Source organism: Promicromonospora sp. NPDC023805 (assembly GCF_040639635.1).
Lineage (GTDB): Bacteria > Actinomycetota > Actinomycetes > Actinomycetales > Cellulomonadaceae > Promicromonospora.
The window spans coordinates 36,538-58,661 of the sequence record NZ_JBFAAH010000008.1; the positions used below are offsets into that span (position 1 = coordinate 36,538).

Annotated in this window: 21 protein-coding genes and 1 tRNA gene; 5 read left to right on the forward strand and 17 right to left on the reverse strand. The window is 69.3% G+C overall.

Translation table 11 applies throughout. The features are described 5' to 3' along the window. The first annotated feature begins 59 nt into the window (after nt 1-59). The gene (locus tag AB0F70_RS10270; RefSeq protein ID WP_357447157.1) at nt 60-842 is read left to right on the forward strand and encodes an HAD family hydrolase; all 783 of its coding nucleotides are present in this window, start codon (nt 60-62) and stop codon (nt 840-842) included. Between the two features lie 152 nt (nt 843-994). Here AB0F70_RS10270 and AB0F70_RS10275 read toward each other — a convergent pair whose 3' ends face one another. After that, a complete protein-coding gene (locus AB0F70_RS10275; RefSeq protein ID WP_357447160.1) occupies nt 995-1,642 on the reverse strand; it encodes a hypothetical protein in 648 nt (215 codons plus the stop codon). Between the two features lie 276 nt (nt 1,643-1,918). Next, nucleotides 1,919-2,227 carry an antibiotic biosynthesis monooxygenase gene (locus tag AB0F70_RS10280; protein ID WP_357447162.1) on the reverse strand — a complete coding sequence of 103 codons (309 nt, stop codon included), beginning with the start codon at nt 2,225-2,227 and terminating at the stop codon, nt 1,919-1,921. 440 nt (nt 2,228-2,667) lie between these two features. Between AB0F70_RS10280 and AB0F70_RS10285 the strand changes: the two genes are divergently transcribed. Then, nucleotides 2,668-4,077, forward strand: coding sequence for a family 43 glycosylhydrolase (locus AB0F70_RS10285; protein WP_357447165.1), 1,410 nt, complete (start codon nt 2,668-2,670; stop codon nt 4,075-4,077). A gap of 174 nt (nt 4,078-4,251) precedes the next feature. On the opposite strand, the gene AB0F70_RS10290 is transcribed toward AB0F70_RS10285, so the two are convergent. The 3 genes from AB0F70_RS10290 to AB0F70_RS10300 all read right to left on the reverse strand — a co-directional run bounded on the left by AB0F70_RS10290 (nt 4,252) and on the right by AB0F70_RS10300 (nt 7,149). Beyond that, nucleotides 4,252-4,689, reverse strand: a complete 438-nt coding sequence (locus AB0F70_RS10290; RefSeq protein ID WP_357447168.1) for an AAA family ATPase — start codon at nt 4,687-4,689, stop codon at nt 4,252-4,254. A 376-nt stretch (nt 4,690-5,065) separates the two neighbouring features. Further along, nucleotides 5,066-6,559, reverse strand: a complete 1,494-nt coding sequence (locus AB0F70_RS10295) for a SulP family inorganic anion transporter (RefSeq protein WP_357447171.1) — start codon at nt 6,557-6,559, stop codon at nt 5,066-5,068. Next, complete coding sequence (locus AB0F70_RS10300) at nt 6,556-7,149, reverse strand: carbonic anhydrase (protein WP_357447174.1); 594 nt, start codon at nt 7,147-7,149, stop codon at nt 6,556-6,558. Before AB0F70_RS10300 ends, AB0F70_RS10295 begins: the two co-directional genes overlap by 4 nt. 182 nt (nt 7,150-7,331) lie before the next feature. On the opposite strand from AB0F70_RS10300, the gene AB0F70_RS10305 reads away from it, so the two are divergent. Beyond that, a complete protein-coding gene (locus tag AB0F70_RS10305) occupies nt 7,332-8,000 on the forward strand; it encodes a response regulator transcription factor (protein ID WP_357447177.1) in 669 nt (222 codons plus the stop codon). After that, nucleotides 7,997-9,253 carry a HAMP domain-containing sensor histidine kinase gene (locus AB0F70_RS10310; protein WP_357447180.1) on the forward strand — a complete coding sequence of 419 codons (1,257 nt, stop codon included), beginning with the start codon at nt 7,997-7,999 and terminating at the stop codon, nt 9,251-9,253. The genes AB0F70_RS10305 and AB0F70_RS10310 overlap by 4 nt, the downstream gene beginning before the upstream one ends. Nucleotides 9,254-9,354: 101 nt before the next feature. Here AB0F70_RS10310 and AB0F70_RS10315 read toward each other — a convergent pair whose 3' ends face one another. From AB0F70_RS10315 to AB0F70_RS10330, 4 genes are all read right to left on the reverse strand, one after another. After that, nucleotides 9,355-9,576 carry a hypothetical protein gene (locus AB0F70_RS10315; protein WP_357447183.1) on the reverse strand — a complete coding sequence of 74 codons (222 nt, stop codon included), beginning with the start codon at nt 9,574-9,576 and terminating at the stop codon, nt 9,355-9,357. A gap of 143 nt (nt 9,577-9,719) precedes the next feature. Continuing rightward, on the reverse strand, nt 9,720-10,973 hold the full coding sequence (locus AB0F70_RS10320; RefSeq protein ID WP_357447186.1) for a hypothetical protein: 1,254 nt from the start codon (nt 10,971-10,973) through the stop codon (nt 9,720-9,722). A 51-nt stretch (nt 10,974-11,024) separates the two neighbouring features. Beyond that, nucleotides 11,025-11,951, reverse strand: coding sequence for a carbohydrate ABC transporter permease (locus AB0F70_RS10325; RefSeq protein WP_357447189.1), 927 nt, complete (start codon nt 11,949-11,951; stop codon nt 11,025-11,027). After that, a complete protein-coding gene (locus AB0F70_RS10330; protein WP_357447192.1) occupies nt 11,948-12,883 on the reverse strand; it encodes an ABC transporter permease subunit in 936 nt (311 codons plus the stop codon). The genes AB0F70_RS10325 and AB0F70_RS10330 overlap by 4 nt, the downstream gene beginning before the upstream one ends. A gap of 157 nt (nt 12,884-13,040) precedes the next feature. On the opposite strand from AB0F70_RS10330, the gene AB0F70_RS10335 reads away from it, so the two are divergent. After that, on the forward strand, nt 13,041-14,084 hold the full coding sequence (locus AB0F70_RS10335) for a LacI family DNA-binding transcriptional regulator (protein WP_357447196.1): 1,044 nt from the start codon (nt 13,041-13,043) through the stop codon (nt 14,082-14,084). An 85-nt stretch (nt 14,085-14,169) separates the two neighbouring features. Here the strand turns inward: AB0F70_RS10335 and AB0F70_RS10340 are convergent. The 8 genes from AB0F70_RS10340 to AB0F70_RS10375 form a co-directional block, all read right to left on the reverse strand. Next, nucleotides 14,170-14,243: transfer RNA gene (locus AB0F70_RS10340), tRNA-Pro, on the reverse strand. Nucleotides 14,244-14,344: 101 nt separating this feature from the next. Beyond that, the gene (locus AB0F70_RS10345; RefSeq protein WP_357447199.1) at nt 14,345-15,520 is read right to left on the reverse strand and encodes a Gfo/Idh/MocA family oxidoreductase; all 1,176 of its coding nucleotides are present in this window, start codon (nt 15,518-15,520) and stop codon (nt 14,345-14,347) included. A 19-nt stretch (nt 15,521-15,539) separates the two neighbouring features. Further along, nucleotides 15,540-16,499: a TIM barrel protein gene (locus AB0F70_RS10350; protein ID WP_357447202.1), complete on the reverse strand. Its 960-nt coding sequence runs from the start codon at nt 16,497-16,499 to the stop codon at nt 15,540-15,542. A 44-nt stretch (nt 16,500-16,543) separates the two neighbouring features. Beyond that, the gene (gene iolG, locus AB0F70_RS10355; protein WP_357447205.1) at nt 16,544-17,563 is read right to left on the reverse strand and encodes an inositol 2-dehydrogenase; all 1,020 of its coding nucleotides are present in this window, start codon (nt 17,561-17,563) and stop codon (nt 16,544-16,546) included. Between the two features lie 50 nt (nt 17,564-17,613). Next, a complete protein-coding gene (locus AB0F70_RS10360; RefSeq protein ID WP_357447208.1) occupies nt 17,614-18,447 on the reverse strand; it encodes an ATP-binding cassette domain-containing protein in 834 nt (277 codons plus the stop codon). Beyond that, nucleotides 18,444-19,508 (reverse strand): ABC transporter permease, encoded by a 1,065-nt coding sequence (locus tag AB0F70_RS10365; RefSeq protein ID WP_357447210.1) that lies wholly within the window; start codon nt 19,506-19,508, stop codon nt 18,444-18,446. Before AB0F70_RS10365 ends, AB0F70_RS10360 begins: the two co-directional genes overlap by 4 nt. Further along, on the reverse strand, nt 19,508-20,488 hold the full coding sequence (locus AB0F70_RS10370) for a substrate-binding domain-containing protein (RefSeq protein WP_357447213.1): 981 nt from the start codon (nt 20,486-20,488) through the stop codon (nt 19,508-19,510). Before AB0F70_RS10370 ends, AB0F70_RS10365 begins: the two co-directional genes overlap by 1 nt. A gap of 98 nt (nt 20,489-20,586) precedes the next feature. Further along, the gene (locus tag AB0F70_RS10375) at nt 20,587-22,089 is read right to left on the reverse strand and encodes a CoA-acylating methylmalonate-semialdehyde dehydrogenase (protein WP_357447216.1); all 1,503 of its coding nucleotides are present in this window, start codon (nt 22,087-22,089) and stop codon (nt 20,587-20,589) included. Nucleotides 22,090-22,124 lie beyond the last annotated feature (35 nt).

The following is a 22,124-nucleotide window of genomic DNA, read 5'->3' on the forward strand; positions in this document are numbered from 1 at the left end:
GAACGTCTCCCCACCTCTCACCTATCCCGCGAGCACCGGGCTGACAAATGCTTCCAGGTATGAGAACTTCCGCGCCGCTCCTCGTCGCATGCGACATCGACGGGACCCTGGTCCGTACCGGCAGTCCGGCCACGGCCGCCGTGCGCGCCGCGGCTGCTCAGGTTCGGGCGGCCGGCCATCACATCGTGCTCGCGACGGGACGCTCCCTCGTGGGCGCGCTGCCCGTCGCACTGCAGCTCGGGCTGGACGACGCGTGGATCGTGGCAAGCAACGGCGCGGTCACCGCACACCTGGTGGGTGACCACTACCAGGTCACCCAGCAGCACAACCTCGACGCCGAAGCCGCGATCCGCGTCGCCGTCGCGGCGGCTCCTGGTGTGCGCATCGCGGCCGAGAGGGTGGGCACCGGCTATCGGGTCAACATCCCGTTCGCTGACTACGAGCTCAACGGCGCCCAGCACAGCGTGCGCGGGCTTGAGGAGCTGTGGACACACCCGACTCCCCGCATTGCCCTGCAAGGCCCGTCTGGTTACCGCTTGGTGTGGGCCCTGCGTGCGCTCGGTCTGACGGCAATCGCCACCCGACGCGACTGGGTCGACGTCACGGCGGCCGGAATCTCCAAGGCGACGGCACTGGAGAAGGTGCGCACCGAGCTCGGCGTCGAGCCGGGCGACACGGTCGCCGTCGGCGACTCGGAGAACGACGTGGAGATGCTGGGTTGGGCCGCACACGGCTGGGCTATGGGTCACGCGCCGCCGTTCGTGATCGCCGGTGCGGACCACGTCACTGGAACCCTCGACGACAACGGAGCAGCGACCGTGCTGTTCTCCCTCCTCGGATAGACAAAGACCCACGTTTCCGGACCTGGATCACCGCTCTCGTCGACGCTAACCTCCCGACTGGCGTCGGGGGCCTCGTGGCATCGCGAAACAGGCGGGCGACTCGTGTCAGGACCATCTTCTTCATGCTTGAGGCCGGTAGGCCGTCGGGGGCCTCAGGGAGTCGGTGGCCCGCTCCGCTTGCACCGGACTAGGTGCGTACCCCCGCGCCCCTTCTGAACGGTGACTTCGTACTCTGCGCCAGTCTCGCGGTGCAATAGGCGCATAGTCGCAGTAGACCCTTCCGTCTCGATCGATTCGAGGCTGAAGTCGTCACTTCGAACCTCGTAGCGAGTGGCGAGACGCCAACGAGCGGCGTCCTCCGCTTCCTCCTCACTGATCGTGAGGTCTTCAACGTCAGAGCCTCGCCACCGCTCGGCAAGTCGCCTGCCCATCTCCTCAAGTAACTTCCCCACGCCATACGCAACCGCTGCTTCATACAGGGTGCTACCTACGTGTGCGAGGTACTCAACCCCCGACCCGTCGGCACCCCATGAGGTACGTGTTCGGCTCTCACGAAGGAGGAGGGCTGGGCCTTTGGATTCGGGATCAGATGCGCGCTCAATCGCGTGGTCGAGCCAGCCCCGCTTCCACGCTGCTCCTGGAGCTTGGATCGCGACCCATTCGTCTCCCTGTACTTCATCGAAGTAGTTAACGGGAACGAAGGTGATTCCGAGTCTGTCCGCGTAGTCGTCCGTGGGGTCGAAGTCGTACTCCGGGGTGGGATCGAAGAACCGCCTCGCGTCATCGTCGTTTTTCGCCATACATGGAGAGTGTCGCTTACGTGGTGTTTCGGCGACCGAGCCACGCCAGGGCGACACACGTAGGGCTCCAGGAAGATTCTCCCGGGCCCTACGTGTGTCGCGTGCAGACGGATTGGAGCACGGACATTCGATCGACCTTGATCTCCGCCCGCTCGACCTGAGAGACCTACGACTCTGAGCGGTTGATCGCTCAGGCAAGTTCGGTCTGCGACAGGCTGCACAGCTTGGGCAGGCGCGCCACGCGAGCACGGAACGCCACGAGGGCGGGCGCCTGTGTCACCGTGGCGCCTTCCCGGTGATCGACGTGAGCCAGTCCACCTCGATGCTGTCGACGAGCGCTTCGCGTTCGGTCAGGAAGTGCCGGGTGTGCTCTTGGCGCTCGTGCTCGTCGAACGCTGCGCGGTCGCGGTAGAGCTCGTAGAACACCCGCACGTTGGGCTGTCCCTCGACGATGTGGCTCACGTAGACGAGGGTTCCCGGCTCCTCCCGAATCCCCTCGGCGGCTACCGCCACGAGTCGATCGAACGCCTCGACGGCTCCTTCCTTCAGCGTGTGTCGCACGTAGAGCCCGAACTGTCCTGTCATGACCTATCCCTCCGGTGGATTGCGGATACGCAACGTCCTCAGGGACGACGAAGCTCACCAGCACCAATGTGTATCAGTGCTGGTGGCGCGGGTCGGCCTGCCTGGATTCGAACCAGCGACCCTCTGATCCTGGGCCGGCGCGCAATTAACCCGCGCGGCCTGCTTCGTCATCCTGCCGCTCACCAGGGTCTGCGACAGTTGCGGACGACCCACCAGCCGGTCTACGCACCGGGCGTCTACCCAGCCTCGTCAGGCAGTACGCCGACCGCCGCGCCACCCTTGTTCTCCGCCGTTAGCGCGACCCGACACGGCGGACCACCGGCAGCCCCTCGTCCCGTGGTCACCTTCCCGTCACACGGTGTGAGCGCTAACATGGCGAAAGTTTGTTGCGGGTCGGGTGCTGCCGCCCGAGCTTTCACAGGTCCTCAAAGGAGAGAACCATGAGAAATACGCCACCCCGAAAGATCCGTCTCGCCGCCCTGCTCGCACTCATCTTCATGTCTGCCACGCTCGTGCCCTCGGCTCAGGCCGCCCCGGTCACGATCGCACTCGGCCGCGCTTCGATCGAGTCGGTCAACCAGCCGGGGCGTTTCGTCCGGCACCAGGACTGGCTGGGCCGGGTCGATCCCGTGACGTCCTCCAGCTCCGCACAGCTCAAGCAGGACGCGTCGCTCACGATCGTGCCGGGTCTCGCGTCTCCGTCGTGCTACTCGTTCCAGGCAGTGAACGGCCAGTTCCTGCGGCACCGTGACTTCCGGGTGCGCCTCGAGACGAACGACGGCTCAGCCACGTTCCGCGGCGACGCCACGTTCTGCGCCGAGTCGGGCTCCATCTCGGGCTCGGTGTCGTTCACGTCGTACAACTTCCCGCAGCGGCGCCTTCGACACCGCGACTCCGAGCTCTGGATGGACACGTACCAGGACACGGCACTCTTCCGGGCCGACAGCTCATTCCAGCTCCGGTCCCCATGGGCGCCGAAGACGAACAAGAACCCGGTCATTCCCGGTCTCTTCGCCGACCCGCACATCACTTACCTGGGCGGCCGGTACTACCTCTACCCGACGACGGACGGCTACGCGAGCTGGTCGTCGCCGTCGTACACCGCCTGGTCCTCGACCGACCGCGTGACCTGGACCAGCCATGGCGTCGTTCTCGACCTCGGGCCGGACGTGTCCTGGGCCGACAACTCGGCTTGGGCGCCCGCCGTCGTCGCGAAGAACGGGAAGTACTACATGTACTTCAGCGGCGGCGCAGCGTCCGGCGACACGGCCAAGCACCTCGGCGTAGCCGTGGCCGACTCTCCTGCCGGCCCGTTCCGCGACGCCCTCGGCAAGCCGCTGGTGCGCGCCGGCGCCTACTCCGGGCAGGCCATCGACCCGATGGTGTTCACCGACAAGGACGGCCAGTCCTACCTCTACTGGGGCAACGGCACGGCGTGGGTCGTGCCGCTCAACGCCGACATGACGTCGTTCGACCCGGCCAAGGTCAAGAACATCACCCCGAGCGGCTACCGGGAGGCGTCGTTCGTGTTCGAGCGCCAGGGCACCTACTACTTCATGTGGTCCGAGAACGACACGCGGGACGAGAACTACCAGGTCGCCTACGCCACCGGCACGTCCCCGCTCGGCCCGTGGACCAAGCGCGGGGTCGTGCTCAGCAAACGCCTCGACCTCGGGATCAAGGGCACCGGCCACCACTCGGTGGTGCAGGCACCCGGCACCGACACCTGGCACGTCGCCTATCACCGGTTCGCCGTCCCCGCTGGCAACGGCACCAACCGCGAGGTCGCCATCGACCGGATGACCTTCCGCACCGACGGCACGATCGTCCCGATCGAGCCGACCCTGTGACCCAGGCGCACCGGCGTTGGCGTGGGGGCGGCAACATAGGTTGATATCGGGATGGGGGCCAGCCATGGCTGACACCCACAGCGCAGGCGATAAGGAAGGCTGACCGACTCGGTCCGCGACCCCTACACACTGCATGGCGTCACCGGCGTGTCGCATGCAGTGTGTAGGGGTCGCTCACATAAGTCCCTCGACCACGTCGGCCAGATCGGCGACCGGGCGGCGACCGTCGAGCTGGATGTCCGCGCCGCGGCGCAGCAGGGGCTCGACCTCGACGACGTACTCGCGGATCTCGGCCTGCTGGTCCGCCGAGCGCCCGTACGGGTTGTTCGTGCGGGTCGACGCGCGCTCGATCAGTACCTCGACCGGAGCGCTCAGCAGCACGACCTGCTCGAACCGGTCGTAGAAACGGCCCTGGTTCTCGGCGGTCCCCGAGACCACCACGTCGTCGTGACGCGTCAGCAGCTCGCTCATCCGATCCTCGTCCCACAGGGCGCCCGGCAGCTCCCAGCCGTCGTAGTCCGTGTCGACCGTGCGGTGCCCCCGCAGCGCGAGCTCGCCGAGCAGCGTCGACTTCCCGGCCCCCGACATGCCGGTAATGAGGATGCGGGCCATGACGCGAGCCTACGCAGCGGGCGGCACTCCGCATTCATCGCACCCCTGGACAGGCACGTCGTAGGGCCGGGCTGAATGTGGCGACCAAGCTACGGCTCGTGCTCGGTGAACACGACCTGGTCCTCTCGCCCGGACTTCACCCTCTCCTCACCCCCTCTCCGGGAAGCGAAACGACCCGCGTCGCTTGTAGCGTTCTCACGAGCCTCCGGGCGCCCTCAAGAAGCGGGGACGACCGGTCCGGCGCCGAAAGGCCCCGACCGCACAGACGCGACAGGGGTTTCTTCGGCCACTGGGAGTGTGTCCGGACGAACGCCTCGCGGCGTATGTCACGAGAGCCTCTTTGTCGACGACTCGCAGCAGCAGTCCGAGGACTCGCTCACGGCTTCCGGGCGAGCTGCACCGGTTGGACGCTCTCGGCGCTGTGTCGCGCGGCCCAGTTCTCCAGCGAGGTGCGGCAGGCATGATCGAGATGATGCAGGCCGGACAGATCGACCTCGACGGGCCGGTCTTGCGGCAGAGCCTCTAGCTGGTCGAGCAGCTTGGGGAGGCGCAGGAACGTCGCGCTGCCGATCAGACGCGCGACGATCGGGCCGTGGCCGTCGTCGCTCACCTCCAGGTGCACACGGGAGGTGTCCCAGGCGGTCTTGATGATCGAAAGGGCCAGTCCGACCAGCACCCCTTCGAACATGCCCACCGAGACGATCGCGAGCGCGGTCGCCATGAGGACGAGCGCCTCGCCGCGGTGCGTCCGCCACAACCGGCGGATCTCTGCCAGCGGGATCAGCTTGAAGCCGGCATGCACCAGCACCCCAGCCAGAGCCGCGACAGGGATGAGGCCGAGAGCCGCAGGCACCAGGGCGGCGAAGAGGAGCAGCCAGGCTCCGTGCAGCACCCGGGACGTTTTGGTCCTCGCACCGGCGTGGACGTTGGCCGCGCTGCGGACGATCACCGCCGTGAGCGGCAGGGCACCGAGCACACCGCACACCGCGTTGCCCGCTCCTTGCGCCATGAGCTCCTGGTTGTACCGCGTGCGTGGCCCGTCGTGCAGGCGGTCCACGGCGGCGGCGCTGAACAGGCTCTCGGCCGAGGCGATCAGGGTGAAGGCGAGGATCGTGCCGATCACCCCAAACTCGGCGAGCCGGCTGAAGTCGCTGAGCCCGGGCGGTTGGATCGAGTCCAGCAGGCCGTGCACCTCCACCTTGGCTACCGACGGCCCGAGCAGCGCGCCGGCGACGATCGCCAGCCCGACCGCGGCCAGGGGCGCGGGTACGACCCGCAGCCGCTGCGGCATCTTCTTCCACAGGACGAGCACGACGATCGTGCCCAGGCCGAGCGCGAACGACGTCAGCGCGGCCCTGGAGCCCCAGGTGTCGACGAGCATGCCGGGTAGTCCGGCGATCTTGGCGAGGCTTTGGCTGGGCGCGCTGAGCCCCGCCATGGAGTAGAGCTGACCGGCGATCAGCACGAGCCCGATCCCCGCGAGCATCCCCTCGACGACCGCGACCGAGATGGCCCGGAACCAGCGGCCCAGACGGAGCGCACCCATCAAGAGCTGGAGCAGCCCGGTGGCGAGCACCAGGACCCCCAGCACCGAGATGCCGAACTGCTGCACCGCCTGGTAGACCAGCACCGTCAGGCCGGCGGCCGGGCCGCTGACCTGCAGGCTGCTCCCCGGGAGGAACCCGGTGACCAGGCCACCGACGATGCCGGTGACCAGGCCCAGCTCGGCCGGTACGCCGGAGGCGACGGCCACCCCGACGCACAGCGGCACCGCGACCAGGAAGACCACGAACGACGCGGTCAGGTCGGCCAGGAACGTCTCGCGTCTCGACGACGGCGCGTGCACCGCCGCACTCTGGAGGGCGCTCACAGCGGCAGGAACTCGTCGGCGTGCGCGCGGTGCGCGAGCACGGTCCCGGTGTCGACCTCGTAGAACCATCCGTGCAGGTTCAGCCTGCCGTCGCTCACACGCGGGGCGACGCACGGGTAGTTCAGCAGGCGCTCGACCTGGTCCATGACATGGGCCTGGACCGCGCTCGTCAGCCTCGGTCCGTCACCCGCCGTCGCTCCGGGAAGCGGCGTCGCGTGTTCGAGCCACGAGCGGACGGCCGGTACGGCGGAGAGGTCGTCCCCACGGGACATGGCGCCCACGGCGCCGCAGTGCGAGTGCCCGCACACCACGATGTCGGAGACCCCGAGCACCTCGACGGCGTACTCGATGGTCGCCGTCTCGCCGGCCGCCGCAGGCCGGTCGTGACGGGGCACGATGTTGCCCGCCGTCCGGAGCTCGAAGAGCTCGCCGGGACGGGCCCCGGTGATCAGCGACGGGATCACCCGGGAGTCGGAACAAGTCAGGAACAGGACCTGCGGAGACTGCCCGTGCGCGAGCTCGTCGAAATGGTCGCGCTGCCGGGCGACCCGGTTGGGAAAGGAACGGGCGTGGTCGAGAAGATGCTGCATCAGATACCCCCTGTGCGCCCCCTTGGCGCATCGGTCGTCAACGGTGGTGCAGAACGCTGGGTAGGTGAGGTGCACGGCGACCCACAGCGGATCGCGACCGGGAACCGACAAGTCCCGGCTGAGATCAAGTCTCTGGACCGAATCTCAGAGCAACCTCAGAGAGCGGGTGAAATAATCGGCGCATGGACCTCGACGCTCGCCGTGTGCTGCTGGTCGAGGACGACAGGCGCCTGTCGGAGCTGCTCGTCCGCCTGCTCACCGTGGAGAGCTACGACGTGCTGCCCGTCTTCGACGGCCAGGCCGGGCTGCACCACGGGCTGACCGGCCGGTGGGACGCGCTGGTCATCGATCGCACGCTTCCCGCGATGGAGGGGGTCGACCTGGTCCGCCGCCTCCGCAGCCGTGGCATCACGACGCCGATCATGCTGCTCACCGCACGAGGCACCACCGAGGACCGGGTAGAGGGCCTCGACGCCGGCGCAGAGGACTACGTCGTCAAACCCTTCGACAGCGACGAGCTCCTGGCGCGCCTGCGTGCCCTCCTGCGCCGGCATGCCGACACGTCGACCATGATCGATCTCGGCGGGCGCCGCCTCGACGTCGCGACACGTCGGGTGCTGTCACCCGACGCCGAACCCGTCGAGCTGTCCGCCCAGGAGTGCGCGCTGCTGCGCGTCATCGCCGCCAACCCGGGCCGCGTCCGCACCCGTGAGGAGCTCCATCGACGGGTCTTCCAGAACGCGGACAGCCCGAACGCCGTCGACACCTACGTCTACTACCTGAGACGCAAGCTCGGCCACGGCATGATCCGCACGGTACGCGGCCTCGGCTACCGGCTCGGGCCGTCGTGACCGCTGCGGTCAGCGACCGTCGGCTGCTGCGCAGGGCGTCACTCGCCGTTGCGCTCCAGACCGGCGCAGCGGTCGCGATAGTGGTGTCCGCGGTGATCGCCCTGGTGTACGCGGTCGGTCTCGAGGCACGACGGGATGCGTCCGAGACCAAGCTGCACGCCAAGGTCGCTGAGGCCGGAGACCACCATGTGACCCTGGACGGCACGGACACCGTGGTCCTGGACGGCATGCCCACGAACTGCCCGGAGCGCCATGTGCGCGAGACCGCAGCACGTCTGCCCGACGGCCAGTCACGCGTCGATATCTGTGGCACCCCGTTCCTCGCCTATGTCGGAGAAGCGGCCGACGGCACCCGCGTCACCGCGATCATGAACTTCGTCGAACAGCAGGAGGAGACCGAACGCCTCGCCCGGCTCTCCCTGGCAGCCGGTGCCCTCGGCGTCCTGGCGTCCGCGGTGCTCGGCTGGGCGTTCGGGCGCCGTGCCGTCCGCTCGCTGGGCGAAGCCCTGGCGTCGCAACGACACTTCGTCGCCGATGTCAGCCACGAGCTTCGGACTCCACTGGCCATCGTGCTGACCCGCGCCCAGCTCCTGCTCCGCGGATCGACGGTCGACCAAGCACAGCGACTGGAGCTGGAGCAGCTGGCCCAGGACGCCAAGATCGCCGCAGAGGTGGTCAACGACCTCCTCCTCACCGCCGAGATCCAGCACCGGCCCATCCCCCAGGTGCCCGTCGACCTGAACGCTCTCGCGCAGGAGGTGCGAGCCTCGTTCGCCACCCGGGCCGAGATCGCGGGCGTCGACCTCGTCGTCGACGCGCGATCCAGCACCAGCTACGTCGTCAAGGGCACCACCAGCGCCCTGCGACGCGCGGTGTCCTCCCTCGTCGACAACGCGTTGGTACACGTGCGCCCGGGCGGCCGGGTCGTGATCGCCCTGCAGTCACGCAGCACCGAGGTAGGCCTCGCCGTGATCGACGACGGCGAAGGCCTCGACCCAGCACGCGCGCGCGAACTGATCAAACGGTTCCGCCGCGGGTCGAAGAAAGAAGCGGGCAGGGTACGCCTCGGACTCGGCCTCGCACTCGTCAACGAGATCGTCAGCGCCCACGGCGGCACGCTGACGATCGACGGCGCTCCCGGGTCCGGCGCGACCTTTGCCCTGTTGTTCCCCACGTCGGGCACCCAGGACCGTCGCCCGGCCACGACCGGGCCCGCGCCAGGACGTGAGCGGCACGCGTCGAAGAGTTCGTGACGAGTGTGAGCGCTGCTGTGCGGGTCGGCCCTGTGCGCCCTGGGCCGACCCGCACTTGCCTCGCTCCCCCAGGGCCAACCAGGTGACGATCACCAGGACAGTCAGCTCTCGCGCTCGGCGAGCGCCTGCTGGAGCTCGTCGCGGATCTTGTCGCCGCCGCCACGCTTCCAGGCCTCGACGGCCGGGCCCCATGCGGATACGGGCTTACGGCCCGCGATGATGTCGGTCTCGACCGACGCGAGCGACTCGCCGATCTGCGGGCCGCGCCGGCTGCCGGTCTCGCTGAACAGCCCTTCCGTCGGGTTGCGGACGGCGGTGGGCACCGTGGCGGTCTGCGCGTCGTACTGCGCCTGCGCGACGTCGGGGCTACCAGCCAGGAAGTTGACCCATGGGCCTTCGGCGAGGTACTTCAGCGAGAGCTGCAGCTCGCTGCGGCCCTTGTCGGTCAGGACCGGGTCGGTGCCCTTCAGCTCGTGGTGGACGCCCTCGATGCCGTAGTTCTTGAAGAGGTGCTCGGCGCTGCCGAAGGGGGCTGCGAGGTAGTTGAGGACCCCGAGCAGGGCCTCGGCCCGGTCGGCGGACTTCGTGCTGATCGACGTGAGGTTGTGCGTCGCGCCGGCGAGCCAGATGTTCGCCGTCCCGGCGGCGGCACGACGGCGAGGCGGAACTCGTCGCTGATCGGGAAGTTCGAGAAGTCGGACCAGGCGCTGAACGTGTCGTCGAGCAGGGTGATGGTCCCGTTCACGAGCCAGGTCTTGCGCTGTGGCTGCTCGACGGAGAACGCATCGGGGTGGACGAGGCCGTCGGCGACCAGCCGGCGGCCCTCCTCGAGAGCCGCCTCCTGGCCCTCGTGCTCGTTCGCGCTGACGAGCTTGCCGCCCGCTTCCGTCCAGCCGTTCGGGACCTCGTACATCTGGCGGAGGTATTCCCGGGGAACCTGGCCGAGCGCCCAGCGGCCGGACGAGCTGGTCAGCTCCTTGCAGAGTGCGTGGAAGTCGTCCAGCGAGCTCACCTCCGCCGGGATGCCCTGTGCGTCGAGGAGGTCCTGCCTGGCGTACGTCACCCGGCTGCTCACCGGCCCGCGCGGGATGGGTATGCCGTAGATCTTTCCGCCGTGGACGGTGGACTTCCAGCTCTCGGTCGGGATGTTCGCCAGGAACGGGTACTTCGCCACGGCGTCGCCGGAGAGCAGGTCGGTGAGGTCCGTCGCGCGCTCTGCGAGCAGCCCGGGCAGGCCGGGTACCTGGCCCGGGAGGATGGTGAACAGGTCGGGGAGCTGATCTCCGGCGACGGCGGTCTGGAACCGGTCGGTGAAGTCGCCCGCCAGCACCTGCGAGACGGCATAGGAGCAGCCCAGGCGCTCGTTCAGCGCCTGCCAGAACTCGTTGCGGTCCGCGGAGGGCGGGATCGACGTGTTCGTCATGGCGAGCGCGCGGATGTCCTGCCCGTCGCCGGGCGGACCGTCGGTCAAGGTCTTGGGGTTCGCCGGGTAGGCGAGCATCGTGTCGCTGACGCCGTCGGCGCCCTTGAGGTCAACAGCGATGCCCTCGAACGGGATATAGGTGGGCAGGGCAACGCTGGCGCTGGTAGCCAGGGCTCCCCCGCCGCGGCCCTCGTTGCTGCAGCCGGCCAGGCCGAGCACGGCGAACGCGCCGAGGCCGAGGCCTCCTCTCAGCAGGTTGCGCCGGGTGATGCGGGGGTCGATGGGCAGCATGTTCATGACGGCTCCTCGTTGAGCGGGTAGGTCCAGTGACAGGTCGAACAGGCAGGGTCAGCCCTTGACGGCGCCGGTGAGCATGCCCTGGGCGAAGTGCCGCTGCAGGAACGGGTAGACCAGCAGGACCGGCACGACGGAGACCACGAGGATCGCCATCTGCAGGGAGGTCTGCGGCGGGAGGGCTCCGGCGTCGATGCCCAGGTCCTGGCCGCCGAGCTGGGTGCCGTCGACCACGAACGTGCGCAGCACCAGCTGCAGGGGCCACTTGCTCGCGTCCGACATGTAGAGCAGGGCGTTGAAGAAGGCGTTCCAGTAGCCGACGCCGTAGAAGAGCCCGACCACTGCGAGCACGGGCTTCGACAGCGGCAGCCCGATCCTGGTGAAGAGCTGCCACTCGGAGGCGCCGTCGATGCGGGCGCTGTCGATGATCTCGTGCGGGAGCCGGACGAAGAACGCCCGCACGACGACGACGTTGAACGCGGAGACGGACGTCGGGATGATCAGCGCCCACAGGCTGTCCAGCAGCCCGAGCTGTTGCACCACGAGGTAGCTCGGGATGATGCCGGGGTTGAAGAGCAGACTGACCAGGACAAGCAGCAGCATCGCGCGCACGCCGAAGGCTCCGCGCCTGCTCAGCGCCCAGCCGAGGGTGGTCGTCAGGGCCAGGCTGATGGCGGTGCCGACACTGGTCACCAGCACGCTGATCCACAGGGCCTGCGTCACGACGCCGCCGGCGAAGATCATGCGGTAGGCGCCCAGGTCGATACCTGTCGGCAGGAAGACGAAGCCGCCGGCCTGCGTGACCTGTTCCGGGGTGGCGAGGCTGGTGGAGATGATGCCGACGAACGGCAGGATCACCAGTGCGCACGCGACGGTGAGGATGATGCCCTTGACCACGCGCTCGACGGGTCCTGGCAGCGCCACGCCGTCGATCACCTGGGGCTTTCCCCGCGGCTGTGCTCGTCGTCGGGTGTCGATCATGCTCGGTAGACGCCTTCCTCGCCGAACGCGTGGGCGACCCTGTTCGCGACGAGCACCAGCACGAGCCCAAGCACTCCCTTGACCAGCCCGACGGCTGCCGCGACGCCCCAGTACCCGCCGATGACGCCCTGGTTGTAGACATAGGTGTCCAGCACCTCTGAGACGCCGAGGCCGACTGCCTGCTGCTGGAGGATGAGCTGCTCGAACCCGACGCTCAGGGAGTCGCCGAGCTTGAGGATGAGCAGCATGATGATGATCGGCCGCATCCCGGGCAGCGTGATGTGCCAGGTCTGACGCCACCGCGATGCGCCGTCGACGGCGGAGGCCTCGTAGAGCGACTTGTCGATCCCGGCGAGTACCGCGAGGAAGAGGATGGTCGCCCAGCCGGTGTCCTTCCACATGACCTGCGACGTGATCAGCGCGTAGAAGACGTCGGAGTTGCCGATGATGCCGACGGCTTCCCACCCGCGCGCCCGCAGGAAGTTGTTGAGCAGGCCCGCGCCGCCGAGCACCTGCTGGAAGACCGCCACGACGATCACCCAGGACAGGAAGTGCGGTAGGTAGAGCACCGACTGCACGAGCTGTCGCACGCGGTTGGAGACCAGGCTGTGCAGGATCAGTGCGAGCACGATCGGCGCCGGGAAGACCAGGACCGTCTGCAGCAGCGTGATCACGAGGGTGTTGCGCAGCGCGCCAAGGAATGCGGGATCGCCGGAGAACAGGATGGCGAAGTTCTCCAGCCCCACCCAGAGGCTGCGGCCCATACCGAGGTAGGGCTGATAGTCCTGGAAGGCGATGACGTTACCGCCGAGCGCCAGGTACTGGAACACGATGATGACGGCGATGCCGGGCAGGGCCAGCAGCAGGATCGCCCGGTCCCGCACCAGCCGTTGCCACCAGCTCAGCTGTCTTCGTGTAAGCCGTTGTCCCACGTGCTGCTCCGTTGCAGAGTGATCGATCACTGTCTGGGCTACCGTAGGAGGTGATCGATCACTCCGCAAGAGGCTCTTTCGCTGATGAGATCTACCGATGAGTGCCAGAATGACCGCGGACCACAGCAGTACGGTCCTTGACCGGTGAGGATGGGGCATGACGAACCAGGGCTCGACGCACGACCAGGGCGCGGCCGCGCCTCGGCGCTCGACGATCTGGGAGGTCGCCAAGGCTGCGGGCGTCTCGCACCAGACGGTCTCGCGGTACCTGCGCAGCGACACGAAGATGCGACCCGAGACGATCGAACGCATCAGCCGCGCCGTGGCGGAGCTCGACTACCGCCCCAACCTGGCGGCACGGTCGATGCGCACCCGCCGCAGCGGACGCATCGCCGTCCTGCTGCCCGGGGTCGGGTCGTACGGTCCACCGCAGATCCTCGGCGGCGTCATGGAGGTCGCCCACGAGCACGGCTACACGATCGAGGCGTTCAGCGTCGAGGGCACGCCCGTGGACCGCTTCGAGCGGGTCCTGGAGCTCTCCGACTCGGGCCAGGTCGAGGGCGTCCTCGCCCTCGCGCCGTTGCCGCCCGAGTCCGAGCACCGGTTCCCCGACCGGGCGGCGATCGTCGTCTCGGCCGACTACGACGACAAGTTCCGCGCCGTGGGCGAGCTCGCCGACGGCTCACCTGTCGCCGAGCTCGTCGAACGACTCGCCCAGCTGGGCCATCGGCGGTTCCTCCACGTGACCGGAGCCCTGGACTACGCGTCCGCCCGCGGACGCCGCGACGTGTTCGTGGCGACCGTCGAACGCCTGGGGCTCGGTCCGGCGCTCGTCCACGAGGGCGACTGGTCGGCGGACGCCGGGCGCGAGGCGGTGCTCGCGCTCCCGGACGAGGGCCGACCCACCGCCATCATCGCGGGCAACGACGCCAGCGCAGCGGGGGTGGTGCAGGGCGCTCGGGAGCGCGGCTGGTCGATCCCCGGCGACCTCAGCGTGACGGGTTGGAACAACCACCTGCTCGGTGCCTATCTCGCGCCGACACTCACCACTGTGCAGGTCGACCACCACAGACTCGGCCGGGCGGCCATGTCCCGGCTCGTTGCCACCCTTCGCCCCGAGCTGGGGGCTGCGCCGTCGGAGGGCCCGCTGAACACGATCATCTGGCGGGACTCGACGGGGCCGGCGAGCAGTAGCGCCTAGGGCTCCCGCCCCGAGCATCGGCCACAGCCTTTGGAAACGACGATGCCCACCAGCACCAAGGTGTATCAGTGCTGGTGGGCGGGGGTCGGGCTGACTGGATTCGAACCAGCGACCCTCTGCTCCCAAAGCAGATGCGCTACCAAGCTGCGCCACAGCCCGCGGAACGGCACGGAATCATGGGTCACCCTGGGGTTCTCCAGACAGGCTCCGTGTCCGACGTGCCTCATCTTATCCGGTAGGTGCGGCAGAGACGCCAGTCGTTACCCGACCTCCACCGCATGCCACCGCCCGTCAACAGCAGAAGCCTCCGCAGCCGCCGCCACACGCGCCGCCTGGAGCCCATCAGCCACCGACGGCGCCAGCTGTTCCCCAGTGAGCACCGAGGTCACGAACTCCGCCCCCTCGATGACCTTGAGGTCCTCGAAGCTCAACCCCATGCCCCCGCCAGGATTGAACCGGCCGAACTCCCCGTGCGCCCCATCGGTCAGCACCCGCGTGAACCCGTACCCGGCGTCCCCCGGCCCGAGGCAGACCTCGAGCTCGTTCATCCGCTCGAAGTCCCACCGCGCGGTGCCAAGACTCCCGAACACCTCGATCCCGTATCCGCACCGCGGCCCCACGGCCACGCGGGACGACTCGAAGGTCGCCACGGCACCGCCGTCGAGCCGCGCGAGCACCGCCGCGTAGTCCTCGTTCTCCACGGGCAGCAGCTCCCCGTCGAGATCACCGCGCGCCTGATGCCCAACACCGCCGCCACCCGCCGGCGCCGGACGCGAGCCGATGAACGTCTCGGTCAGCGCCGTCACCTCGCTCACCGGAGCCACCACGTACCGCGCCAGGTCGAACCCGTGGCTGAGCAGGTCGCCGAGCACCCCCGACCCCGCCGTCTTGCGCACGAACCGCCAGGTCCGCGGCCCGGACGGCGACGAAGAGTAATCGGCGTCGAGCACCACGCGGACGTTCCTGACCCGGCCGAGCCGGCCCGAACGGACCAGCGACCGCAGGTGCTCCACCGCCGGCGCATGCCGGTAGTTGAACCCGACAGCGGTGACCAGCCCGGCGTCCCGCGCGGCGTCGGCGATGTCCTGGGACTGCCCGACGGAGGTGCCCATGGGCTTCTCCACCCAGAACGGCTTGCCGGCCGCCGCGGCCGCGAGCGCATGCTCGCGGTGCAGGTAGTTGGGGCTGCAGATCGACACGACGTCGACCTCGGGGTGGGCGAGCACGTCGTGGTAGTCGGCGGTCGTCTCCCGGTAGCCGAAGCGGCGTCGCGCCGCCTCGGCGTTCGGCGCGGAGGTGTCGGCGACGATGACGGGGACGACGTCGACGTCGAGCTCCGGGTACCGCTCCCCCAGCGCCCGGTAGGCGTGCGAGTGGACGGCGCCCATCCAGCCTGCGGAGATGAGCCCGACGCCGATCCGCCGTCGTCCCGTCACGTCGGTATCTCCAGCCCTGTCAGAGCAGGCCCAGGCCGCACGACGCCAGGTACTGGCGGGTCATGACGGCGTTCGGCAGCGGCAGCCGCGGGTCGCACGGGTACAGGTCCTGCTCGGTGACGACGTACAGGTCCTTGTCCAGGCCGGCCAGCGCGGCGACGAGCGACTTCATGTCGGGGGCGCCCGCCGGGGGCCGGACCGACGCGCCGCGCGCGACGGCCTCGCCGAAGGGCCAGTCCTCCTTGTGCGCCTGCTCGGTGAGCTCGACGTCGAAGGCCTTGATGTGCACGTAGGAGATGCGGTCGGGGTAGGTACGAATCATCTCCAGCGGGTCTCCTCCGCCGTAGACGATGTGGCCGGTGTCGAGGCACAGGTTGACGTAGTCGGGGTCGGTCGCGTCGAACACGCGCGCGATGTCCTCCGGCGTCTCGATGTGGCTGTCCCCGTGCGGGTGGAGCACCATCTTCAGCCCGTACTCGTCCTTGAGGATCTGGCCGAGCCGGTTGGCGTTCTCGGTGTAGAGCTTCCAGGCGTCCGGCGTCAGCACGCGGTCGTCGGTCCACTCCCAGGTCTTGTCGTCGCGGAACAGCGGGGGCAGGTGGACTATGTACTCCGCGCCGACGGCCGCGTGGGTCTCCGCGATGGCTCGGAAGGTCTTCTCGGTCTCGGCCCAGGCCTCGGCCTTGTGCAGCACGCCCCAGCCGGTTCCTGCGACGACCGTGAAGCCGTTGTCGTCCATCACCTTCTGCAGGCGCTTCGGGTCGGTCGGGAAGTAGCCGTACGGGCCTGTCTCCATGTACTCGAAGCCGGCCTCGGCCATCTCGGCCAGCGCCTTCTCCCAGGGGATCTGCTTCTCGTCGTCGGGGAACCACACGCCCCACTGATCGGGGCAGACGCCGACGGTGAGCTTGCTGAACCGCGGGTCGGTGTTGCGCGCCTTGCTGGTGGGAGCGCCGGAGGACGTCGTCTCGCTGGTCATCTCGTTCTCTCTCGTCCGGGGTGGGGTATGGGGTCCGGCAGGGGTCAGACGGCGGCCGACGACGCCGGCGACGGCACCGGGGCGGGGGCGACGCTGCGGCCCGTGCGGGCGGACTCGGTCGCTGCGTCGGCGAGCGCCAGCGCCTGGCGTCCGTCGAGCAGCGACGGCGTCGGTGCGGAGCCCTCGCGGATGGCGGCCACGAAGGCCGCGAGCTCGCTCGTGTACGCCGCGGCGTACCGCTCGAGGAAGAAGTCGAGGTACGGGCCGCGGGCGCCAGAGGATCCCGCGGCGTCCAGCACCACCGACGTCGCCGTGTGGTTCTCCGCGCGCAGCGCGCCGCGCGGGCCGAACGCCTCGAGCCGCTGGTCGTACCCGGCCGCACAGTGCCGGCTGTTGATGATCGTCGCCACGGCGCCGGAGGCGGCGGTGAGGGTGACGATCGCGGCGTCGTAGTCGTCGATCTCCGCGAAGGCGGGGTCCAGGCGCTGCGGGACCGCCTGGACGGCGACGATGTCGCCGAGGAAGAACCGCGCCATGTCGAGGTCGTGGATGGTCATGTCGCGGAAGATGCCGCCCGACCCCGCGAGGTAGCCGACGGGCGGCGCGGCGGGGTCGCGGCTGATGATCGTGAGCTGTTCGAGGTCGCCGATCTCGCCGGCGGCCACACGGCGGCGGATCTCCGCGAAGCCCGCGTCGTACCGCCGGTTGAAGCCGAGCATGACGCGGTGCGCGCGGTCGCCGACCTCAGCCAGGCACCGGTCGGCGCGGGCCAGGTCGAGGTCCACGGGCTTCTCGGCGAGTACCGCCTTGCCCGCCTCGACGCTCGCGAGGATCTGCTCGACGTGGTGGGCGGTCGGGGATGCGACCACCACGGCGTCCACCGTGTCGTCGGCGAACACGTCGCCGACCTCGGTGGTGGCCGCCGCGCCGTGGGCAGAGGCGAGGCGCGCCGCGGCGCCGTCGACCGGGTCCGCGACGAGCACGAGCTCGGCGTCGGGTGACGCGGCGATCGAGCGGGCGTGGACGGCGCCGATCCGTCCGGCGCCGATGAGCGCGATGCGCATGGTTTCTCCTTGGTTCATTTCTTGGGTCAGGCCTCGGGTCAAGGTTTGGGTCACGCCTCCGCGGCCCGGACGTCGGCGATGAGCGAGCTGTCGCCGCCTGTCTGCTCCAGCTCGTGTGCCAGCTCCGCGAGCTCGGCGCCGCCTGCCATCTGCGACGTCAGCTCGTCGAGCGTCACGTCCTTCTTCGCGTAGTACCCGAGCGGGCGGCCGCGCTTGAGCAGCAGGAACCGGTCGCCGACGGGGTACGCGTGGTGGGGGTTGTGGGTGATGAAGACGACGCCGAGCCCCCGGTCGCGCGCCCGCACCACGTAGCGCAGCACCACACCCGACTGCTTGACGCCGAGGGCCGCGGTGGGTTCGTCGAGGATGAGCACCCGGGCGCCGAAGTGGACGGCGCGCGCGATCGCCACGCACTGCCGCTCCCCGCCAGAGAGCTGGTGGATCGGCTGGTTCACGTCCCGCAGGTCGATGCCCATGTCGAGCAGCTCCTGCTTGGTGATGCGCTGCATCTGCTTGACGTCGAGGATGCGGGCCGGGCCTCGCCCCTTGGTCAGCTCGGAGCCGAGGAAGAAGTTGCGCCACACGGGCATGAGCGGGACGACCGCGAGGTCCTGGTAGACGGCGGCGATGCCGAGGTCGAGGGCCTCGCGCGGTGAGCCGAGCGTGCGCTCCTCGCCGTGGATCTCCAGGACGCCGTCGGAGTGCTGGTGGCGGCCGGCGATGATCTTGATGAGCGTGGACTTGCCCGCCCCGTTGTCGCCGAGCACGCAGGTGACGCTGCCGGCCTCGACGTCGAGGTCGACGTCCTGCAGCGCGAGGATGTTGCCGTACCGCTTGCCTACCCCGCGCATCCGGACGAGGGAGCCGCCGCTGGTGGTGCTCATCGCTGCTCCGCCCGCTTCTTGACGACGAGGTTGACGATAGTGGCTACGAGCAGCATGAGGCCGAGGAAGAACTTGAACCAGTCGGGGTTCCACTGCGCGTAGACGATGCCCTTGTTGACCATGCCGAAGATGAGCGCGCCGAGGGCGCCGCCGACCGCCGAGCCGTAGCCGCCGGTCAGCAGGCAGCCGCCGATCACCGCGGCGATGATGTAGAGGAACTCGTTGCCCACGCCCTCGCCGGACTGCACGGTGCCGAACGCGAACAGGTTGTGCATGCCGAGCAGCCAGGCACACAGTCCGACGCCCATGAACAGGCCGATCTTGGTGCGGACGACGGGGACGCCCACCGCGGACGCCGCCAGCTCGTCCCCGCCCGCGGCGAAGATCCAGTTGCCGACGCGGGTGCGGACCAGCAGATGGGTCGCGATCACGACGAGGGCCAGCCAGAACACCACAGTCACGTCCCAGCGCACGCCGAGGAAGCTGATCTTGGCGGCGAAGATCGCGCGTGCCGACTCGAACCCGTCCATCGCCGCGATCGACGGGCTGGAGACCCCGCCCGCCACGAGCCGCGTCACGCCGAGGTTGACGCCGGTGATCATCAGGAAGGTCGCGAGCGTGACGATGAACGAGGGCAGCCTGGTCACGATCAGCAGGTAGCCGTTGAGGAACCCGAGCCCGAGCGACACGACGAGGGCCACGCCGACGCCGACCCACACGTTCGTGCCGAGGAACCACGAGAACTGGGCGGCGGTCAGCGCCGAGAACACGACGGCGACGCCCGTGGACAGGTCGAACTCGCCACCGATCATGAGCAGCGAGACGCCGACCGCCATGATGCCGATCGTCGACGCCCCGTACAGCACCGTCGCGACGGACGAGAGCTGCGTGAACACCGGGGCGACGGTCGCGAAGAACGCGAACACCGCGACCGCGCCGACGACGGCGCCCATCTCGGGCCGCACGAGCAGCCGCGCGACCGGCGAGCGGCGCACTACGCGCTCGTCGGCCGGAGGCGGTGGTGCTGCCGCCTCCTGCGCGGGCGTGGCTTCCGCGACCATCAGCGGATGCCGTCCTTGGCACCCGCGAGGACGTCGGCGGCGTTGTCCTTGTCGATGATCGCCGGGCCGGTGAAGACGGGCTGGCCGCCGCCGAGCACAAAGCCGCCGTTGTGCTGCAGCCAGAGCGACTCGATGGCCAGGTAGCCCTGCAGGTAGGGCTGCTGGTCGACCGTGGCGAGCACCTCGCCGTCGGCCACCGCCTGCGCGAGGTCGGCGTTCAGGTCGAACGAGGCGACCTTCGCCTCCGACCCGGTCTCCGCCACCGCGTCGACGATGGTGAGCGTGAAGGGTGCGCCGAGGCCGATGACGACGTCGGCGTCCGCGGTGGACTGGAGCTTGGCGGTGACCGTCGAGCTCACCTGCGTCATGTCGGTGCCCTGCACGTAGAGCGTCTCGGTGTCGGGCAGCTTCTCCTTGACGCCGGCACAGCGCGCCTCCAGGCCCACGTTGCCCTGCTCGTGGATCACGCAGATCGGGTGCGTGAAGTCCTGCTCGGTGAGCAGGTCGCCGAGCGCCTCGCCGGCGAGCCCGTCGTCCTGGCCGATGAACGTGAACGCGCCGTAGTCGAGCGCGTCCTCCATGCCGCCGTTGAAGCCGACGACGGGGATGTCCGCGTCGACGGCGTTCTGCGTGACGCCCTGGAGCGCCTCGCCCTTGGAGAAGGTCAGCGCCAGCCCGTCCGTCCCCTGGTCCACCGCCTGCTGGGCGAGCTGGCTCTGGCGGGCGGCGTCGGGGTCGCCCGAGTACTGCAGGTCGACGCCGTACCGTTCGGCCGCTGCCTCCGCACCGCGGCGGGCGATGTCCCAGAACGTGTCACCCGGTGCGGCGTGGGTGACCATCACCGCGGTCATGGTCTTCTCGGCGGCGGCAGCGGGAGCGGCGTCGTCCTCCTGCTGCCTGCCGCCCTCCGAACATGCGGTGAGGAACAGCGCCAGTGCGCCACCGAGGGCGAGCGCACGGGCGAGGGGTGTTCTGTTCACGTCTGGGCTCCTTGGGTCACGTCGTTGTGAAGGATCTGAGTGACCCACGCTACCGCTGCGAGAGCCCATGTCAAGACATACTTACTACCGGTCAAACCTTACTTCTGGGAGTCGCCGGAGAAGTGGAACGAGGCGTCGGCGCGCTGCTCGCGGTGCGGCCACCGCTGCGTGACGACCTTGCCGCGCGTGTAGAACTTGATGCCCTCGGGGCCGTAGACGTGGCTCTCGCCGAACAGGGAGTCCTTCCACCCGCCGAACGAGTGCCAGGCGACCGGGACGGGGATCGGCACGTTGACGCCGATCATGCCCACCTTCACGCCGCGCTGGAACGTGCGGGCGGACTCGCCCGAGCTCGTGAAGACGGCAGTGCCGTTGCCGTAGGGGTTCGCGTTGATCACGTCGATCGCCTCGGCCAGGCCGGACACGCGCACGACGTCGATGACCGGCCCGAAGACCTCCTCGCGGTAGACCTCATGCTCCGGTGCGACGCGGTCGATGACGGTCGGGCCGACGAAGAAGCCGTTCTCGTAGCCCGGCACGGTGTGGCCGCGGCCGTCGACCACGAGTTCTGCGCCGTCGCGCTCGGCCGAGCCGATGAGGCCCTCGATGCGCTCCTTCGCGGCCGCGGTGATGACAGGGCCCATGTCGGCGCCCGGCTGGTCGCCTGCCGTCACCTTGACCGCGCGGGCCTTGGCGGCGAGCTTCTCGACGAGCGCGTCGGCCACCGAGTCCTCGACGACCGCTACGGAGATCGCCATGCAGCGTTCGCCCGCCGCGCCGAAGGCAGCGGCGGTCAGGTGGTTCACCGCGTCGTCGAGGTCGGCGTCGGCCAGCACCACTCCGTGGTTCTTGGCGCCGCCGAGCGCCTGGACGCGCTTGCCCTGCGCCGACGCCGTGGCGTGGATGTACTTGGCGATGGGGGTCGAGCCGACGAACGAGACGGCCGCGACGTCGTCGTGGTGCAGGATCGCGTCCACTACCTCCTTGTCGCCCTGGACCACGTTGAACACGCCGTCGGGCAGACCGGCCTTCTGCCACAGGTCGGCCAGGAACAGCGAGGCCGACGGGTCGCGCTCGGAGGGCTTGAGCACGAACGTGTTGCCGGTGGCGATCGCCATGGGGCTCATCCACAGCGGCACCATGACGGGGAAGTTGAACGGCGTGATACCCGCGACCACCCCGAGCGGCTCCCGGAACGAGAAGACGTCGACGCCCGTGGCGGCCTGGTCCGAGTACTCGCCCTTGAGCAGGTGCGGCAGGCCGCAGGCGAACTCCACGACCTCGAGGCCGCGGCCCACCTCGCCCGCGGCGTCCGAGACGACCTTGCCGTGCTCCCGGCTGACCAGGCGCGCCAGCTCGTCGGTGTTCGCGGCGAGCAGCTCGCGGAACCGGAACAGCACCGCGGCACGCTTGCCGAGCGGGTACCGCGACCAGGTCTCGAAGGCCTCGGCAGCCGAGGCGACCGCGCGGTCGACGTCGGCGGCCGTGCCCAGCCCGAGGCGCGCGATCTCGGCGCCCGTCGCGGGGTTGAAGACGGGCTGGGTGCGCTCGCCGGACGGGTCGACCGGCTTGCCGTGGATCCAGTGGGTGATCAGGGACATCAGATACCTCGCTCGTGCTGGGTGGGGTCTGTCGG

What these genes read in the sequence shown, in the direction of transcription:
- AB0F70_RS10280 (WP_357447162.1), bottom strand. Translation starts at nt 2,227, where the DNA reads ATGACAGGACAGTTCGGGCTCTACGTGCGACACACGCTGAAGGAAGGA.
- AB0F70_RS10305 (WP_357447177.1), top strand. Translation starts at nt 7,332, where the DNA reads ATGGACCTCGACGCTCGCCGTGTGCTGCTGGTCGAGGACGACAGGCGC.
- AB0F70_RS10350 (WP_357447202.1), bottom strand. Translation starts at nt 16,499, where the DNA reads ATGACCAGCGAGACGACGTCCTCCGGCGCTCCCACCAGCAAGGCGCGC.
- AB0F70_RS10325 (WP_357447189.1), bottom strand. Translation starts at nt 11,951, where the DNA reads ATGATCGACACCCGACGACGAGCACAGCCGCGGGGAAAGCCCCAGGTG.
- AB0F70_RS10285 (WP_357447165.1), top strand. Translation starts at nt 2,668, where the DNA reads ATGAGAAATACGCCACCCCGAAAGATCCGTCTCGCCGCCCTGCTCGCA.
- iolG (WP_357447205.1), bottom strand. Translation starts at nt 17,563, where the DNA reads ATGCGCATCGCGCTCATCGGCGCCGGACGGATCGGCGCCGTCCACGCC.
- AB0F70_RS10375 (WP_357447216.1), bottom strand. Translation starts at nt 22,089, where the DNA reads ATGTCCCTGATCACCCACTGGATCCACGGCAAGCCGGTCGACCCGTCC.
- AB0F70_RS10320 (WP_357447186.1), bottom strand. Translation starts at nt 10,973, where the DNA reads ATGAACATGCTGCCCATCGACCCCCGCATCACCCGGCGCAACCTGCTG.
- AB0F70_RS10270 (WP_357447157.1), top strand. Translation starts at nt 60, where the DNA reads ATGAGAACTTCCGCGCCGCTCCTCGTCGCATGCGACATCGACGGGACC.
- AB0F70_RS10290 (WP_357447168.1), bottom strand. Translation starts at nt 4,689, where the DNA reads ATGGCCCGCATCCTCATTACCGGCATGTCGGGGGCCGGGAAGTCGACG.
- AB0F70_RS10300 (WP_357447174.1), bottom strand. Translation starts at nt 7,149, where the DNA reads ATGCAGCATCTTCTCGACCACGCCCGTTCCTTTCCCAACCGGGTCGCC.
- AB0F70_RS10360 (WP_357447208.1), bottom strand. Translation starts at nt 18,447, where the DNA reads ATGAGCACCACCAGCGGCGGCTCCCTCGTCCGGATGCGCGGGGTAGGC.
- AB0F70_RS10365 (WP_357447210.1), bottom strand. Translation starts at nt 19,508, where the DNA reads ATGGTCGCGGAAGCCACGCCCGCGCAGGAGGCGGCAGCACCACCGCCT.
- AB0F70_RS10335 (WP_357447196.1), top strand. Translation starts at nt 13,041, where the DNA reads ATGACGAACCAGGGCTCGACGCACGACCAGGGCGCGGCCGCGCCTCGG.
- AB0F70_RS10275 (WP_357447160.1), bottom strand. Translation starts at nt 1,642, where the DNA reads ATGGCGAAAAACGACGATGACGCGAGGCGGTTCTTCGATCCCACCCCG.